This is a genomic window from Pseudomonas sp. S60 (genome assembly GCF_016647865.1).
Lineage (GTDB): Bacteria > Pseudomonadota > Gammaproteobacteria > Pseudomonadales > Pseudomonadaceae > Aquipseudomonas > Aquipseudomonas parafulva.
Window position 1 is genome coordinate 70365 of record NZ_JACVVH010000013.1, and the last position, 16504, is coordinate 86868.

Here is a 16504-nt window from a genome sequence, read left to right on the forward strand (position 1 = left end):
TGAAAAGGCCATGTACAAAATCTTGATCGCCGACGATCACCCACTGTTCAGAGAAGCCATCCACAACGTCATCAGCGACGGTTTCCAGGGCACCGAGGTGATGGAAACCGCCGACCTGGACAGCGCCCTGGCGTTGACCCAGGCGCATGACGACCTCGACCTGATCCTGCTGGACCTGAACATGCCGGGCATGCACGGCCTGAACGGCCTGATCACCTTGCGCAACGAGGCGCCCACCACGCCGGTGGTGATCGTGTCCGCCGAACAGGACAAGCAGATCGTGCTGCAGGCCATTACCTACGGTGCGGTAGGGTTCATCACCAAGTCCTCCCCACGCGGGCAGATGATCGAGGCCATCGAGCAGATCTTGAACGGCAACGTGTACCTGCCCCCCGATATCATTCGTGCGCAAAAAAGCACCACCAGCCGGCGCCTGAGCGATGCCCCCAGCTTCCCGCCGGAGATGCTGCAAGCCTTGACTCGCAAGCAGTTGCTGGTGCTCGAACGCATGACCAAGGGCGAGTCGAACAAGCAGATCGCCTACACCCTGGACATTGCCGAGACCACGGTAAAGGCCCACGTCTCGGCGATCTTGCGCAAGCTCAACGTGCATAACCGGGTACAGGCCATTCTCAGTGCCGGCGACATCGACTTTACCGACTACCTGCGCCGCTAGGCGCGCGGGGGCTGATGCAGGGCCAGTAAATGGCTCATGGCGGTTTTCAGCTTCATGGGCCGCACCGGCTTGTGCATCAGCGTGTGGCCCAGCTCACGTACCTGCTGCTTTAGCTCATTGCTGTAGTTGGCCGTGATCATCAACGCTGGGAGTGGCCGTGCCCGCCGCCCATTGATGCGCGCCACCGCATCCACACCGTTGCAGTCGTTGTCCAGGTGGTAATCGGCAATCAGCAAGTCGGCATGGGCGTGGAAGTTGTCTACCTGGCGGGCCAGGTCCTGCTCCGAGAGCGCGGTAACCACCCGGCACCCCCAGCCCTCCAGTAACGTACGCATGCCGGCACAGATGGCGGCGTCGTTGTCCAGCACCCAGACCTGGGCGCCACGCAGGCACTCAAGCATCGGCTCGCACACGGCCTGGGCCAGCGGTGCTTTGGGTGCAGCAGCGCTCAACGGCACCTCCACGGCGAACACCGACCCTTTGCCAGGCCATGACCGTACCGCGATGCGGTGGCCCAGAATGCCCGCGATCTTTTCCACGATCGCCAGCCCCAGCCCCAGGCCACGGTCCTGATCGGGCCGCTGCACGGCCCCGCGCTTGAACTCCTGGAACATCTCCTCCAGGTGCTCTTCGGGGATCCCGATACCGCTGTCCCAGACCTCGATGCGCACCCGGTCGCGCAAGCGACGGCAACCCAGCACCACCCGGCCCGACGGGGTGTAGCGGATGGCATTGCTGAGCAGGTTGCGCAGCACCCGCGCCAGTAGCAGGATATCGCTGCGCACCACCGCCGAGCAGCCCACGAAGTGCAGCGCCAGGCCTACACTGCGCGCCACCTGGGCATATTCGGCGGCCAGGTTGTCCATCAGTTCGGCCAGCGCGAAGGGCGCGATATCGGCCTTGATCACCCCGGCGTCGAGCTTGGAAATGTCTACCAGTGTACCCAGCAGGTTCTCCACATCCTCCAGCGAGTTGCTGACGTTGCGCACCAAGTGCGCGCTGGCCTGTGGGTCGCGGCGTTCGAGCAAGGCCGCGGTGAACAGCCGTGCGGCATTGAGCGGTTGCAGCAGGTCGTGGCTCACAGCCGCCAGAAACTTGGTTTTCGACAGGTTGGCCTGCTCGGCCTCGCGCTTGGCTTCTTGCAGCCGCGCCTCGGCGCGGCGGCGTTCGTCGATTTCGCGCAGCAGCTGGCCGTTGAGCGAGGTCAGTTCGGCGGTGCGCTCGCGCACGCGCAGCTCCAGGTGCTGGTAGGCCTGGTGCAATGCCTGCGAGGTGTTGCGCCGCTCGGTGATGTCGCGGATCAGCACAAAAATACCCACCACCTCCCCCCCCGCCAGGCGGTTGGGCACATAGGAGCGCAACATGTAGCGCTCCTGGCCGCTGGTGTTGGTTTCGGCGAACTCGAACGTGACGCTCTCCCCGGCCAGGGCACGTGCCACATAGGCCTCCAGGCGCTGACAGTGTTGCTCGCTGTGGGCTTCGCGCAGGCTCTGGCCCAACATCAGGCCACTGGGCCAGCAGTACCATTGCTCGTACACCTTGTTGGTGAACTCGTAGACCAGGTCTGCGTTGAGGTAGGCGATTAGGGCCGGCACATGATCGGTAATCAGCCGGATCCAGCGGGCGCTTTCACTCAACGCTTCAGCATGCTGGTAACGCTCGGTGATGTCGGTGAAGGTATTGACGAACCCGCCGGTGGGTAACGGGTGGGTACGGATCTCCAGCATGCGGCCGCCGAACAGGCGTTGTTCGCACTCGTGCAGCACGCGCCCGTGCGCATCACGGCTGTCGGGGGTAAGCAGCCGCAATTCGCTGTCGGCGATCACGTCGGCGAAGGGGCGGTGTGCAGCCACCGGTGCCAGGCCGCTTAGCTCCAGAAAACGCCGGTTCCACAGCTCCAGTACACCCTCGGCATTGACCATGGCCACGCCCTGGGACAGGTTGTCCACCGCCCGTTGCAACAGGTGCGACTTCTGCGCCAACGCCTGCTCGCGGCGCAGGGTCTCGCTCTGCTTGACCTCGGTGATATCGGTGAACAGGATCACCCGTCCACCATCGCAGGTAGGCCGCTCGCTCACCTGCAACCAGCGGCCGTTGTGTTGACGGTACAGCACGTTCTCCTCAGCATGGCCGCGCGGCTCTTCACTGAACAACCCGCTGCTGGCCATCAACCGCCTGACTTCGGCCAGGCGCATGCCGGCCATGATGCGTACCCGTCGGTTGGCCCAGAATGCCTTGAAGCGGCTGTTGCACAGCACCATGCGCAGGTTGAGGTCGAACAGCACGAAGGCGTCCGAAATGCTTTCGATGGCATCGACCAAGTGCTGGTGAGCCGTTTCGGCGCGCAAACGGGCCTCGCTGAGCAACTGGTTGCCCGCCTTGAGCTCGGCCATGGCCTGGTTGAGGGCGTCGGTACGCTCGCGCACCTGTTCGGCCAGCACCACCGAGTGCTGGAACGCCGCATACGGGCCGTTGCCCCGCGTGGCACCGGTTTCGATGCGCTCGATCAGCGCACCATTGATGCGCTGCAGCTTGTGGTTTTCGTGCTGCAGCCGAGCGATTTCGGCGTGCAGCTCATCGACCGATGGGGGGGTGATTGCGGGCAATGGCAACGCCGGTGAAGGTCTGGTTGATGTGCATGCCATTGAACTGTTCTCCGTAGGTGTTGAAGCCGATCACCCGTTGCTCGCGCAGAAACGCCCCGACCGGCTCCAGGCCGCGCTGGCCCTCGAGCTCCAGGCGGCGCAGAAAACAGTCGCAACCAATGGTCAGCAACAGCGGGCCCAGGCGCTGCTGCAAGCCTTCGAACAGCTGATGCAGGTTCGGCAACAGCGGGCCTGGGGTCATGGCGGTCAGCACGATGCCGGTTTCCACAGCGCAGTAGAAGCTCAGGCTCAGGTCGGCGTGCACCTGCTGGATGGCCCGTACGTAATGCTGGTCGTGCATGCGCACGGCCAAGGGGTGGGCGGCGAATACACGGTGGTCCAGCGCCGCCACCGGCACACCGATCAGCCGGGCATATTCCTCGGCGGCAGGCTCGGCGTTCAGTTCGTAGACCCTGCGCTGGGTGCTATCGGCGCCGGTAACCACCAGTTTGTCCTGCCGGGGCAGGATGTGGTGGGTGGTGAACACCTCGAAATCCAGCCAGGTGTTGACCAGCACCACTACGGCTGCCCCCGTGTGAAATGCCCCGGCGTAGTACACGTGGGTACGGGTGAGGTAGTTGTCGTCCCCGGCCGACCCGCCAAAATGCGGGATGTCACCCAAAGCTGCGCTGAAGGCTGCCAGCACTGTCTCTTCGCGGCTGGACAGCCCATCGAGCAAGGTCAGCGCAAAACTGTGGCCTTTGATAGGCGCCAGGGTGTTGCTGCGACAGCAACTCACCAGCCGCTCGACCGTCTGCTGGGCGTCGATCAGGCTGAAGCGCTCCATTTCGTCGATCAACTCTGCGGCGATCGAGAAGTGGCGGTGGTCAAAACCGACCGCCGTGACGCAATTGCGCCCATAGCCTTGCGGGGTGATCTCACCGGCGCTGGTGCAGCCCACCAGGCGAATGCCGCCGAAGCCCTGCTCCAGGGCTTCGGCCAGCGTCGGCAGGTCGTACTCGGCCGTGCAGAAAAACAGCACGAACCCCAGGTGCGGATGCAGCAGTTGACGCGCCAGTTCCTGGGCGGCCAGGCGGGCATCGCTGGCCTGGGACATGGCGCTGACCACGCCCTCGTTGTGCGCCTGCTGCATCGTGGTCTCCGGCATGGGCTGGCTGAACGGTCAGTGTACGAAGCCCGCGCCGGGGCACGAATGCTACTTGGGTAGCGGGTGGGGGCTTCGATGGTTGTAGTTGCGGCTGCCGCGCTTAACCGGCTGCTTACCAGGTGAGTACCGCACCTACGGCAAAGGTGTCGGTGTCTTCGTTCTGGGCGCTGGTGCCATGCCCATCGATAGAGAACTGGTTGTACTCGGCCACCAGCTTGAGGTTGTCGTTGATGTCATGGAACAGCGCAATGCCGCGGGTTTGGTAATCTGCGCCGCTGCCCACCGCGCCATTGCCGTCGTCCTTGGTCTTGCCGTAGGACAACGCCAGGCGGTTCTTGCCCAGCTTGTACGACGCCTGCAACAAGTAGCCATCGCTGTCGACGTTGCGCAGCACCGGCTCCCCCGCATTGTTGGTGAAGAACGGGTTGATGCCTTTGGCCTGGAACCCTGAACCGGTCACAGAGAAGCCACCCATCTTGGCCTGTACGCCATAGCCAACCCCCTTGGAGGTCACGGCGTTCACGTCGGCGTCGGTGTTGTCGGAGGTCTGGTAGCTGCCGTTGAGCCAGCTGTAGACCTGCGCACCGCCCAGGTCGAACTGGTAAGTGATTTCAGCCTCGGTACGTGGGTTTTTCTGGTAGGCCTTGCCGGTCGGGCTGCTGTCGTTGGTGTCCACCGGGTCCATGATGCCCACCGCTACCCGCAGCCCCTGCATGACCGGCGTACGGTAGGTGATCTGCGAGGTTGGGAACGGGTACGGGTAGCCGCTGCCGATATTGCCGAACGAGACACCGCCACCGTCCACCAGCCCGAGCGTGTCGCTGACCTGACCGTAGCCGGCAAGCAGTTCGTCCAGCAGGATGTTGGAGCGGGCGAACAGCCCGAAGTCCTTGCCGATCAGCACTTCACCCCACGCCGGGTTGGCCACGGTGCCGTAGAACTGCCTGACATCGATGGCGGTATCGGTGCCGTTGCTTTCGCTGTCATTGATGCTGACCCAGAACGAAGCGCGTGCACCGAGCTTAAGGTCATCCACCTGTTTGCCCATGTTGAAGCCCAAGTAGTTGGGCAGAAACCTCATCTTTACCCGCGACTGGCGGCGGTCGAACTGCTCGCCTTCACGGTCGACCTTGCTGTTGACGTAGAAGGCATTGATATAGCCATCGGTAGAGAACGTGGTCTGGTCCTTGTCATACAGCATTATTTCGGCACTGGCGGCATCGCTCAGGCACAGCGTTGCAACGCTCAACGTGGCAGCTGCGAGCAGACGGGGGTGCGGGTTCTTATTGTTGTACATGGCGCGCTCCGGAACGGGGACGGGTTGTCGGAGGCGATTATCAGAAGCCGCATGGGCGCAGGGTACGCTGCTTTGGAGGGCATTGGCGTGGGCTTTGGGCAGCCTTGCCGGGCGCAATGATTCAGTGCCAGGACCGGCCTAAGCCAGGTCTCGGCACTTCAGGCCTACGCCTGGGTAGCAGGCAGGGCCTGGCACTTGCGCAGGCCGCGGGAAGGACATACATGAGGAGTACCAGGCAAGCACCGCCTGGCAAGCGTCGGCGTCAGGAGGCCAGGGCCGAGGGGCGCCGGGATACCGGCCTTGGGAACCTGTGCGGTTGCTGCCAGGCCAATTGCGCCTGCACCTCGCCGGCTGCGTGGAGCACCTTCTGTGCCCAGTGCCGGTCCTTGGGGCACACCACCACCACGCGGAAACCGTGGTCTACGCCTTCGAGGCGCACGCCTTCGGAATCGTCGACATGCAGGTCGATATCGAACGCCGACGGCAACTTCGATGGCGCCAGGGTCAGGCCCTTGTCAGCCAGCACCTGCTGGTGTCGGTCGCTGTTGACCACGCCATCGACGCGGATGCCATACAGCATCAGCCAGCGGCGGATGTAGGCTGGCGTGCGGCCGGACGAGGTGTAGATCCAGATGCTGCAGCCCTGCCGACGCAAGTCACGGATGAGCGCGCGGGTGCCCTTGCGCAGCGGCTCGCCCCACCAGCGGTGGACAAACGCGGGCAAGCGGCTACCCTCTGCCGCCGCATGGTCCGGCTGGCAGGCCAGCGTGTCGTCGATGTCGAACGAAATACGCACCTGTGGACGGCGCAGTGTACGCGCCAGGGCCCGTTGGCCTCGCTGCAGCATTGAAATACGCTCCATCAGCGGCTGCCCCCATGAGCATGCGCCCCGCGCAGGAAGAACTTGCCAGGGGCAGGTGCCTTAGCTTCAAGGAAGGCAGCGTATTTTTTCTTGATCTTGGGCAATTCGTACAAAGCTTTCACACCATGCTTGGCGGAGTTGCGAATGACCGAGGACGGGTTGAAGTAGCCCTCGGCGTTGTCCAGCGACAGCACGAACGGTGGTAACCCTGCGCGCATCAGCAGGTAACTGACGATCAGCGAACCGGTGCGGTTGTTACCTTCGATGAACAACTGCGGCTTGCTGAGGATGCGCACATAAACGCCCGCTGCACGTTTCCAGATCGAGTCGCTGCCGTAGGAGCAGTACCAGTTGTACAGGTCCTTGATGCCGCCTTCGACGTTGTTGAAAAAGTGCGCCTCGGTGGCGGCCAGGTGCGGCGCGAATTCCTTGCGCCGCTCAGGGTCGCTGCCGCACAGCACGGTGGCATTGATTTCGAGCATCAGGTTCAACTGCTGCAGGTCGAACAGGTCGATACCGCGAGCGACATAGTCGTCAATCAGCGCATAGCCTTCAAGCACATTCAGCAGCACCTCGTCGGTGAACGGGTCGCGGGGTTCGGTAAAGTGCCGGCTGAGTTCGGCAAAGTGCCCCTGCACCTCGCGCAGTGCGCGCTCTATCGCTGAAAGATCAAGTCGGGGTATGGCTGCCATCGGTTATCCCTGGTTACATTTTAGTGACACACATGCAGCCGGGTGCAGGCGCCTTCCTGGCCCCTGCACCCGGCTGCCTGAAGCTCATCAGCGTCAGCTGAACTTGCCGCTGATGTAGTCGGAAGTGAGTTGCTCACGCGGGTTCTGGAAAATCTGGGTTGTCGGGCCCATCTCGACCAGGTAGCCGGTACGGGTGCCCTGGGTGATGTCCACCGAGAAGAACGCGGTGGTATCCGCCACGCGGATCGCCTGCTGCATGTTGTGGGTGACCAGGGCGATGGTGTAGTCCTTCTTCAATTCCACCATCAGTTCTTCTACCCGGCGCGTGGCGATCGGGTCCAGGGCCGAGCACGGCTCGTCGAGCAACAGCACTTCAGGCTCGGTGGCAATGGCGCGGGCGATGCACAGGCGTTGCTGCTGGCCGCCGGACAACGACAGGCCGCTGACCTTGAGCTTGTCTTTCACCTCGTCCCACAGCGCGGCCCCTTGCAAGGCGTGTTTCACGCGGTCGCCGATATCACCCTTGTAGCGGTTCAGGCGCAGGCCGAAGGCAACGTTGTCGAAAATGCTCATGGAAAACGGGTTGGGCTGCTGGAACACCATGCCGATGTAGCGGCGCACCACGACCGGGTCAACACCCTTGCCGTACACATCCTGGCCCAGGAAGTGTACGTGGCCTTCGAAGCGGAAACCCTTCACCAGGTCATTCATGCGGTTGAGGCTGCGCAGCACGGTACTTTTGCCGCAGCCGGACGGGCCAATGAAACCGGTGATCTCGTTTTTACGGATAGGCACGTGGCTGTCGCGCACGGCCATGAAATTGCCGTAGAAAATCTTGTCCAGCTTGCAGTCCATGACGATAGGGGCTTCGCTGGCCAAGGGAGCGGCTCTTTGGGCGGTGGATACGTTCACGGTCGAATGCTCCCTTTCTCAATACTTGGGCTTGCCGAAAACTCGGCTAAGAATGTTGATTACCAGCACGATCATCACCAGTACCAGCGAGGCCGCCCAGGCGAGCTCGAGCTGGTTGTCGAACGGCATGCCGGAGAAGTTGTAAATGAGCACGGCCAACGACGCAGTCGGGTTCATCACCGCCAGGCTGCCGTCGTGGTAGATCCAGTAGTTGCTGAACAGCGCGGTGAACAGCAGCGGTGCGGTTTCGCCCGCAGCCCGTGCCACGGCCAGCATGACGCCGGTCAGAATCGCCGGCAGCCCGGTGGGCAGCACGATTTTCCAGATGACCTGGGCACGGGTGCAGCCCATGCCGTAGGCAGCGTCTTTCATGATCTTGGGTACCATCTTCATCGCTTCTTCGGCGGTGAGCACCACGATGGGCAGCATCAGTACCGCCAGCGCCACACCACCGGCCGGGGCCGAATAGGTGCCCGTGGTCATGACCACCAGGGCGTAGGCGAACACACCCGCCAAGATCGACGGCAGGCCGGTAAGCATCTTGGCCGCGAAGCGTGCCGCGTTGGCCAGCTTGCTGTCAGGGCCCAGTTCGGCGAGGAACACCGCAGCCAGGATACCCACCGGTACTGCGATGGCGGCCGCGATGCCGACCATGACGAAGGTACCGGCCATGGCGTTGCCGAAACCGCCGCCCATTTCGAAGCCAGTGGGCGGCAACTCGGTAAACACTTCGAGGTTGAGCCGCGCGCCGCCGCGGGTAATCAGCATGTACAGCACCGAAATCAGCGGCACGCTGGCCACCAGGGCGGCGAACCATGCAAGGCTGGTCAGCAGCACGCTGCGCAGGGCGCGGCCTTCGAGCTTGCGCTGCAGGCTGGGCAGCGCGGCAACAGGGGTAGAGAGGTCAGTCATCATTTATTACCCCGCTGGGCGTAGAGCATGATCATCGAGCCGAGCACGTTCACCAACAGGGTGATGAACATCAGCACCAGGGCGGCGTACATCAGCACTTCCACCTCGTTGGGGCCAGCCTCCGGGAAGTTCAGCGCCAACAGTGCAGCCAGGGTATTGGCCGGGGCGAACAGCGACAGGGAAATGGTGTTGGCGTTGCCCACCAGCATGGCCAGTGCCATGGTTTCCCCCAGGGCGCGGCCCAGGCCGAGCACCAGTGAACCGAAGATGCCGGTTGCAGCGGAGGGCACCATCACCTTGAGGATCGCTTCCCAATGAGTAGTACCCATGCCGTAGGCGGCCTGCTTGGTCTTCATCGGTACGCTGGTCAGCGCGTCCTGGGACACCGCCGCGATGGTCGGCAGAATCATGATTGCCAGTACCAGTGCCGCTGGCAGCAGGCCAGGGCCGCTCAGTGAAGTACCGAAGAAGGGGATCCAGCCCAGCTCGCTGTTCAGCCACGCCGTGAGCGGGCGGATGGCCGGGATGACCACATAGATGCCCCACAGGCCATAGACCACGCTGGGGATGGCAGCCAGCAGCTCGACGATGGTGCGAAACACCGCCGCCAGCCTGGCAGGGAGAAAGTCCTGGGTCAGGAAAATAGCCATGCTGACGCCGAAGAAGCCTGCGATCAGCAATGCAATCAGGGCGCTGTAGAGCGTGCCCCAAATGGCAGGAAGAATGCCGTACTTGCCTTGGTTGACGTCCCAGACGCTGCCGAACAGCACGTCGAAACCGTGCTTTTCGATGCCGGGCAATGCCTTGCGGCCCACTTCATAAACCAGCGCGAAGACCAGGGCCAGCACCAGTACCACGCCAATACGGGCGAGCGCACGGAAGGTGCGGTCCACCAGAAAGTCTTTTGTCGACGGTGGCTGGCACGCGGAGTCTGGGTTATCCGGTATGGCAAAGGGTGTGTTCATTGGCAGGTTCCGGGACAGGGTGCAACACCCCCGGCGCGGTACACGCACGCCGGGAGCGCCTGGGTGTTACTGGATGTTGGCGGACGCTTTACGCACTTGCTCGACAACCGACGGTGGCAGCGGGATGTAGCCCATGGAGTCGGCGATCTTCTGCCCTTCGGTCAGGCTGTACTCGACCATTTCACGCATGGCCTTGGCCTTGGCCGGGTTGCCGTTGTCCTTGCGGAAGATCATCCAGGTGTACGAGGTGATCGGGTAGGACTTGGCGCCATCCGGGTCGGGCAGCCAGGCCACCAGGTTTTCCGGCATGTTCACGGCAGCCAGGGCTTCTGCACCGCTCTCGGCGGTCGGTACCACATACTGGCCGGCCTTGTTCTGCAGCTGGGCGAAGTCGACCTTGGCCAGCTTGGCGAAGCCGTACTCGATGTAGCCGATGGCCCCTGGGGTCTGGCGAACGGTGGCGGTTACGCCATCGTTTTTAGGCGACTTGATGAACTTGTCGGTGGCGGGCCAGTTGACGGTGTTGCCCTCACCCAACCCCTGCTTGAAGTCTGGGTTGATGGCCGACAGGTGCTTGGTGAAGACGGCGGTGGTGCCGCTGGAGTCGGCGCGTACCACCACGGTGATCGGCGTGGCTGGCAGTTTCAGGTCAGGGTTGGCCGCGGCGATCTGTGGGTCGTTCCACTGGGTGATCTTGCCCAGGAAGATGTTCGAATACACATCACGTGGCAGTTTCAGGCCCTTGGGGTTGCCTGGCAGGTTGTAGGCCAGAACGATTTCGCCGGCAGTCATGGGCAGCAGTTGCACGCCCTCGCCTACTTTGGCGATGTCCGCTTCGCTCATGGCCGAGTCGCTGGCAGCGAAATCGACGGTCTTGTTCAGGAAGTCCTGAACGCCTGCGCCGCTACCCTTGGATTGGTAATCAACGGTGACACCAGCGGTCTTCTTGCTGAAGTCCTTGAACCAGGTCAGGTAGATCGGTGCAGGGAAACTGGCGCCCGAACCGGTCAGGCGGACATTTTCTGCGGCGAAGGATGCCGAGGTGGCGCAAAGGGAGACCGCAACGGCGAGTGCAGCAGACTTCATCAGGCGTATCATGGAAAAGCGCTCCGTGTGATGGCCGGCACACTTTGCATCAGCTGTGTTACAGCTTTGTGACCATCCGGTGGCACCCCGCTTGCCAAGGCACCGGCGAGGCCCTGGGCACATCGATGGAACGCTGCCGGCGCACCGAACTCCCATTCTTCAGGCAGCGCGTTTGGCGCTGCGCGCCCTTACCTGGAGGAAGCCCTGCATGAAGAAAATCCTGATGGTGCTGACATCCCACGATCAACTGGGTAACACCGGCAAGAAAACCGGCTTCTGGCTGGAGGAGTTCGCCGCTCCTTATTATGTCTTCATCGACAATGGCGCCGATGTGACCCTCGCCTCGCCCAAAGGCGGCCAGCCACCCCTGGACCCTAAAAGCGACGAGGCCGATGCCCAGACCGAAGCTACCCGGCGCTTTGCCAGCGATACCGAGGGGCAGGCGGCCCTGGCTGATACCGTGCCCTTGGATCAGGTGGACCCCTACCACTTCGATGCCGTGTTCTACCCAGGTGGCCATGGGCCGTTGTGGGACCTGGCCGAAGACAAACATTCGATCACCCTGCTTCAGGCATTCTATGCAGCCAACAAGCCGATTGCCGCCGTGTGCCACGCACCCGGGGTGCTGAAGAACGTCAAGGCGCCTGACGGGCACCCTGCTGTGAAAGGCAAGCAGGTTACGGGCTTCACCAACAGCGAAGAAGCGGCTGTAGGGCTTACCGATGTGGTGCCGTTCCGGGTCGAAGACATGCTCAAGGCCAAAGGCGGTACCTACTCCAAAGGGGCTGACTGGTCCAGCCATGTGGTCGAGGATGGGCATTTGATCACGGGCCAAAACCCCGCATCCTCCGAAGCCGCAGCCAAGGCGCTGCTTGCCCGGCTGGCGCAGGAACCTGGCGCCTGACCCCCCAGCCCTGGCACTTGCGCCCTTGAAGCAAACGTTTACGGAATTATTGCTCAGGGGCGGCGGTCAGACGGGTAGCGCACAGTTATCGCTCGCGCGTTGCCTTGCGAGCCAACACGGATGTCCCTTCTAAAACCTGAGTGCGCCTAGCCTGAGTACTGCCATGAAAGTGTGCGAGCTTCCAAGATGTCCGACTGTCCTGCTGGTCGAGGACGAACCCATCATTCGCGAACTGATTGCCATCGCACTTGAAGACCTGGGCGCCACGGTCACCAGCGTTGAAACCGCGCAGGAAGGCCTGGAAATGACCTCGCATTCCTCCTTCTCGATGCTGCTGACCGACGTACGTACCCCCGGTACCGTCGACGGGCTGGAGTTGGCACGCCAAGTGGGCAAGCAGCAGCCGGACACGCGTATCGTGGTCATGAGTGGCTATCACGACCCCTCCAGCCAGGCGCTGCCGTTGGGTGCCGTGTTCCTGCCCAAGCCGTGGACGCTTGACCATTTCATTGGTGTGGTCAGCGACCAGTTATCGCGCTCAGTAAAACCGCTGGCACAGCCATTGAGGTGATGCCGTATCAGCGCCCTGGCATGCAGGGCGCTGATGAATTCTCAGGCGATCCCAGTTGGCCCGTCCAACACCTGCCTTACCCGCCTTGCCAAATCATGTGGCTGGCAGGGCTTGGAAATCACATCAAATTCCGACCCGCCAATATCCGTGCGTTCGATGGAGTTCTCTGCGTAACCCGTGGTCAGCAGCACCTTTATTTGCGGCTGCAGGCGGCGCACCTCCCGCGCCAGCATCACCCCGTTCATGCCACCTGGCATGATCAGGTCGGTGAACAGCAGGTCGTAGCGTTCACCCGCCTGGATAAGCTTCAACGCCTCGCGCGCGTTAAGCACCATATCTGCGTCATAGCCATAATTTTCCAGCACCATCTTGGCCAGTTCGGCGACGTCCGGGCGGTCCTCGACAATCAAAATACGCTCTGTGCCCGAGCTGCGCTCCGCAAGCTTTACGGGCTTTTCCTGCACCGGGCTTGCTTCATCCACTGGGAAATACAAGCGCAACGTAGTGCCCTCGCCTTCTTCGGTATAAATACGCGCAGCGCCCCCGGACTGCCTGGCAAACCCGTACACCATCGACAGCCCCAGCCCGGAGCCTTTGCCCTCCTCCTTGGTGGTGAAGAACGGGTCCATCACCCGGTCGCGGATGCTGGCTGGCATGCCGATACCGTTGTCGGTAATCGAAATGCTTACATAGCTGCCGGGCAACAGCCCATCAAAGGACTGGTTGATATCGCTCACCTGGATATTGCGGGTTTCGATGAACAGGTGGGGCCGTTTGCGGCCGATCAGGGCGTCCCGCGCATTCATGAAGATATTCAGCAGCGCAACCTCGGCCTGGGTGCCATCGATACGGCAATTGCGCAGTTGCGGCTCCAGGTCGTAATCCACCGTCACTTCGCCGCCGAAGGTGCGCTCGATGATGGGGCGCACGTCATCAATGAGGTGGTTGAGGTTAAGCACCCTGCCGTGCAACTTCTGTTTGCGGGCGAATGCCAGCAGCTGTTTGGTCAGCGTGCTGGCCCGGTCCACGGCGGTTTGCGCGTGGCCCACACTGCGGCGAATGCGGCTCAGGTCGGGCTGGCCTTTGTCGGTCTCGTTGGCGACCAAGCCCATGTAGCCGCCCATGACCTGCAGCAGGTTATTGAAGTCATGGGCGATACCGCCAGTGAGCTGGCCGAGGGCTTCCATCTTCTGCGCCTGGCGCAGGGCGTCCTCGGCATCGCGCCGACGGCTTACATCCAGCTGCGAGGCAAAGAAATAAATCAGGTCACCCCGTTCGTTGAAGATCGGCGAAATGAACAAGGCATTCCAGAAGCTGGAGCCGTCTTTGCGGTAATTGAGCACTTCCGTGGCGATATCGACCCGGCGGGCGATGGCGTCGCGGATGGCATCCACCACTGCCACTTCGGTTTCGGCGCCCTGCAGAAAACGGCAATTGCGCCCCAGGATCTCGCTGCTGGCATAGCCGGTCATGTCCAGAAAGGCGCGGTTGGCGAAGATGATCGGGTTGTCCTCGCGGTTGGGGTCGGTCACGATCATCGGCATGCGCGTGGTTTGCACCGCCGCGAAAAACATGTCGTGCGGCAGCTTGGAGATATCCCCGGAAGCCTGATTGCTGACGCGTGCCTTCTTGTCCGTCACGGGACTCTCCTGAATGAGCGGTGGTGCAAATCGTCAACTCTTGACAACGGCGCAGCCCAAGTTGCTCATTCGGCGTTCCGCGTTTACGAAACTTATGCCGAACAGCCACTGTCGACTCGTTCGCGCCTGGCCTATCCTGCACAATGAGCTGCCAAGCCCGACACCCAACAAGCATGATGCTGCTGCCCGTGGAATCTCATGAATCTAGCGCTGCGTAACAACGTACAGGTCACCGGTAGCGGCCCAGCCACCCTGGTGTTTTCCCACGGTTTCGGCTGCGACCAGTCCATGTGGAAGTACCTGCTGCCCCACTTTCACGGGCGCTTCAGGCTGGTGACCTACGACCTGGTAGGCGCCGGGCAATCGGACCTCACCGCCTACGACCGCCGCAAATACGATTCGCTGCAGGGCTACGCCCAGGACCTCAACGAGGTTATCGATGCCTTCGCCGAAGGCCCGGTGATCGTGGTCGGCCATTCGGTCAGCGCAATGATCGGCGCCCTGGCCGACCGCAAGCAGCCAGGGCGCATCACTGCCCATGTAATGGTCGGGCCGTCCCCCTGCTACATCGATGACGGCGACTACATAGGGGGCTTCAGGCAGGCCGATATCCAAAGCCTGCTCGACACCCTCGACAGCAATTACCTGGGTTGGTCCAGCACCATGGCTCCCGTGATCATGGGTGCCCCCGGGCAACCGGCGCTGGGCGATGAGCTCACCAACAGCTTCTGCCGTACCGACCCAGAAATCGCAGGGCACTTCGCCCGCGTCACGTTCCTGTCGGACAATCGCCAGGACATTGCCGGCCTGACCACGCCGGTATTGATCCTGCAGTCCCACGATGACCTGATCGCCCCCGTTTCGGTGGGTGAGTATCTGCATGCGGTCATGCCCAACAGTACGCTGTGCCTGATCGAGAACATCGGCCACTGCCCGCATATGAGCGCACCTACTGCCTGCTCCCAGGCCATGGACGCGTTCTTGCAGCCCTGGGCGCTCGGCCAATGACCCCCGAAGACGCCCTGCCGCTTGTAGAGCAGCTGTACGAAGGCGCCCCCTGCGGCTTGGTCGTCACCACCGAAGCCGGCGTTATCGTGCGGGCCAACCAGACCTTCTGCAACTGGCTGGGGCACTCGCTGGAAACGTTGTTGCAGCGCAGGTTTCAAGAGCTGTTGACCATGGGCGGGCGCATCTTTCACCAGACCCACTGGGCGCCCTTGATGAAAATGCAGGGCTCCGTGGCGGAGGTAAAACTTGAAGTGCTCCACCGCGACGGCCATGTCATCACCATGCTGCTCAACGGGGTGCGGCGCGAGCACGCCCATGGCGTATTTCACGAAATGGCCCTGTTCGGCACCATCGAACGTGACCGCTATGAGCGTGAGCTGCTGGCTGCCCGGCGCCGGGCCGAACAGTTGCTGGCCCAGACCACTGAAGCAGAAGCGGCCTTGCAACACGCCAAACAGGAGCTTGCCGACGCCTACCATGATGCCCAGCGGCGCGCGGCCTTTGCCGAACAGATGGTGGCGATCGCCAGCCACGACCTGAAAAACCCGCTGACGGCGATCAAGATGGCCACCCAGTTGCTGGAGCGCGGCGAGCACCGGGAAAAGGAGCGGCGCCTGCTGAGCAGCATCAGCCATTCTTCGGAACGGGCGCGGCGCATGATTGCCGACCTGCTCGACTTCGCCTCGGTGCGGATCGGCGAAGGCATCACCATCCGGCGCAGCCCTACGGACCTGCCAAGGACCGTGGACCAGAGCGTCAACGAGTTGCGCGTGGCCTTTACCCACGCCCACATCCGCCACCTGTCCCGCGGCCATGGCGAGCTGGACATCGACGGTGATCGGCTGCAGCAGATGATTGGCAACCTGGTTGCCAACAGCGTGGCGTACGGGGACCTCGCCCATCCCATCACCCTGACCACCGACCTGCAGCCCCACGCGGCCGTGATCGCCGTGCACAACCATGGCCCCTGCATCCCCGAGCGTTCGCTGCCAACGCTGTTCGCCCCCATGACGCGCGCCAGCAGCCACCGCGACCCGGTGCGCTCCATCGGCCTGGGCTTGTTCATCGTCAGCGAGATCACCCAGGCGCATGGGGGCGCTGTCACCGTCAGTTCCGATGCGGTGTACGGCACCACCTTCACCATTCGCCTGCCAGTCGGGGCGGCTGCCTGCTGAGGCCGGTGCGCGCCGGGAGCTGAACTATACTCACGCCGTGGTTAACCCTGA

General features: G+C 62.5%; 15 protein-coding genes. 5 read left to right on the forward strand and 10 right to left on the reverse strand.

The features are described from left to right. Positions 1-10: 10 nt before the first annotated feature. Positions 11-676, forward strand: coding sequence for a response regulator transcription factor (locus tag IAE33_RS08750; protein WP_028634292.1), 666 nt, complete (start codon positions 11-13; stop codon positions 674-676). On the opposite strand, the gene nahK is transcribed toward IAE33_RS08750, so the two are convergent. From nahK to pstS, 9 genes are all read right to left on the reverse strand, one after another. Continuing rightward, on the reverse strand, positions 673-3321 hold the full coding sequence (gene nahK / locus IAE33_RS08755; RefSeq protein ID WP_442967357.1) for a hybrid sensor histidine kinase/response regulator NahK/ErcS': 2649 nt from the start codon (positions 3319-3321) through the stop codon (positions 673-675). The two genes, IAE33_RS08750 and nahK, sit on opposite strands and share 4 nt — an antisense overlap. Then, entirely contained in the window at positions 3251-4414 is a 1164-nt protein-coding gene (gene nosP / locus IAE33_RS08760) for a nitric oxide-sensing protein NosP (protein ID WP_060481839.1), read from the reverse strand. The genes nahK and nosP overlap by 71 nt, the downstream gene beginning before the upstream one ends. A 127-nt stretch (positions 4415-4541) precedes the next feature. Continuing rightward, on the reverse strand, positions 4542-5726 hold the full coding sequence (locus IAE33_RS08765; RefSeq protein ID WP_201163197.1) for a porin: 1185 nt from the start codon (positions 5724-5726) through the stop codon (positions 4542-4544). Positions 5727-5988: 262 nt separating this feature from the next. After that, positions 5989-6588 carry a hypothetical protein gene (locus IAE33_RS08770; protein WP_201163198.1) on the reverse strand — a complete coding sequence of 200 codons (600 nt, stop codon included), beginning with the start codon at positions 6586-6588 and terminating at the stop codon, positions 5989-5991. Next, positions 6588-7280: a hypothetical protein gene (locus IAE33_RS08775; RefSeq protein WP_028634297.1), complete on the reverse strand. Its 693-nt coding sequence runs from the start codon at positions 7278-7280 to the stop codon at positions 6588-6590. The genes IAE33_RS08770 and IAE33_RS08775 overlap by 1 nt, the downstream gene beginning before the upstream one ends. Before the next feature lie 93 nt (positions 7281-7373). Beyond that, positions 7374-8135: a phosphate ABC transporter ATP-binding protein PstB gene (pstB, locus tag IAE33_RS08780; protein ID WP_042141089.1), complete on the reverse strand. Its 762-nt coding sequence runs from the start codon at positions 8133-8135 to the stop codon at positions 7374-7376. A 75-nt stretch (positions 8136-8210) separates the two neighbouring features. Then, on the reverse strand, positions 8211-9104 hold the full coding sequence (gene pstA / locus IAE33_RS08785) for a phosphate ABC transporter permease PstA (protein WP_028634299.1): 894 nt from the start codon (positions 9102-9104) through the stop codon (positions 8211-8213). After that, positions 9104-10069, reverse strand: coding sequence for a phosphate ABC transporter permease subunit PstC (gene pstC, locus IAE33_RS08790; RefSeq protein WP_028634300.1), 966 nt, complete (start codon positions 10067-10069; stop codon positions 9104-9106). Before pstC ends, pstA begins: the two co-directional genes overlap by 1 nt. Before the next feature lie 66 nt (positions 10070-10135). Continuing rightward, positions 10136-11167, reverse strand: a complete 1032-nt coding sequence (pstS, locus tag IAE33_RS08795) for a phosphate ABC transporter substrate-binding protein PstS (RefSeq protein ID WP_201163199.1) — start codon at positions 11165-11167, stop codon at positions 10136-10138. 196 nt (positions 11168-11363) lie between these two features. Between pstS and IAE33_RS08800 the strand changes: the two genes are divergently transcribed. Next, positions 11364-12059 carry a type 1 glutamine amidotransferase domain-containing protein gene (locus IAE33_RS08800; RefSeq protein ID WP_201163200.1) on the forward strand — a complete coding sequence of 232 codons (696 nt, stop codon included), beginning with the start codon at positions 11364-11366 and terminating at the stop codon, positions 12057-12059. A 163-nt stretch (positions 12060-12222) separates the two neighbouring features. After that, positions 12223-12630, forward strand: coding sequence for a response regulator (locus IAE33_RS08805; RefSeq protein ID WP_201163201.1), 408 nt, complete (start codon positions 12223-12225; stop codon positions 12628-12630). A gap of 41 nt (positions 12631-12671) precedes the next feature. Here the strand turns inward: IAE33_RS08805 and IAE33_RS08810 are convergent, their stop codons facing one another. Then, the gene (locus tag IAE33_RS08810) at positions 12672-14270 is read right to left on the reverse strand and encodes a histidine kinase famiy protein (RefSeq protein ID WP_201163202.1); all 1599 of its coding nucleotides are present in this window, start codon (positions 14268-14270) and stop codon (positions 12672-12674) included. 198 nt (positions 14271-14468) lie between these two features. On the opposite strand from IAE33_RS08810, the gene IAE33_RS08815 reads away from it, so the two are divergent. Next, positions 14469-15278 (forward strand): alpha/beta fold hydrolase, encoded by an 810-nt coding sequence (locus IAE33_RS08815; protein ID WP_201163203.1) that lies wholly within the window; start codon positions 14469-14471, stop codon positions 15276-15278. After that, positions 15275-16453, forward strand: coding sequence for a PAS domain-containing sensor histidine kinase (locus IAE33_RS08820; protein WP_201163204.1), 1179 nt, complete (start codon positions 15275-15277; stop codon positions 16451-16453). Before IAE33_RS08815 ends, IAE33_RS08820 begins: the two co-directional genes overlap by 4 nt. Positions 16454-16504: the final 51 nt, after the last annotated feature.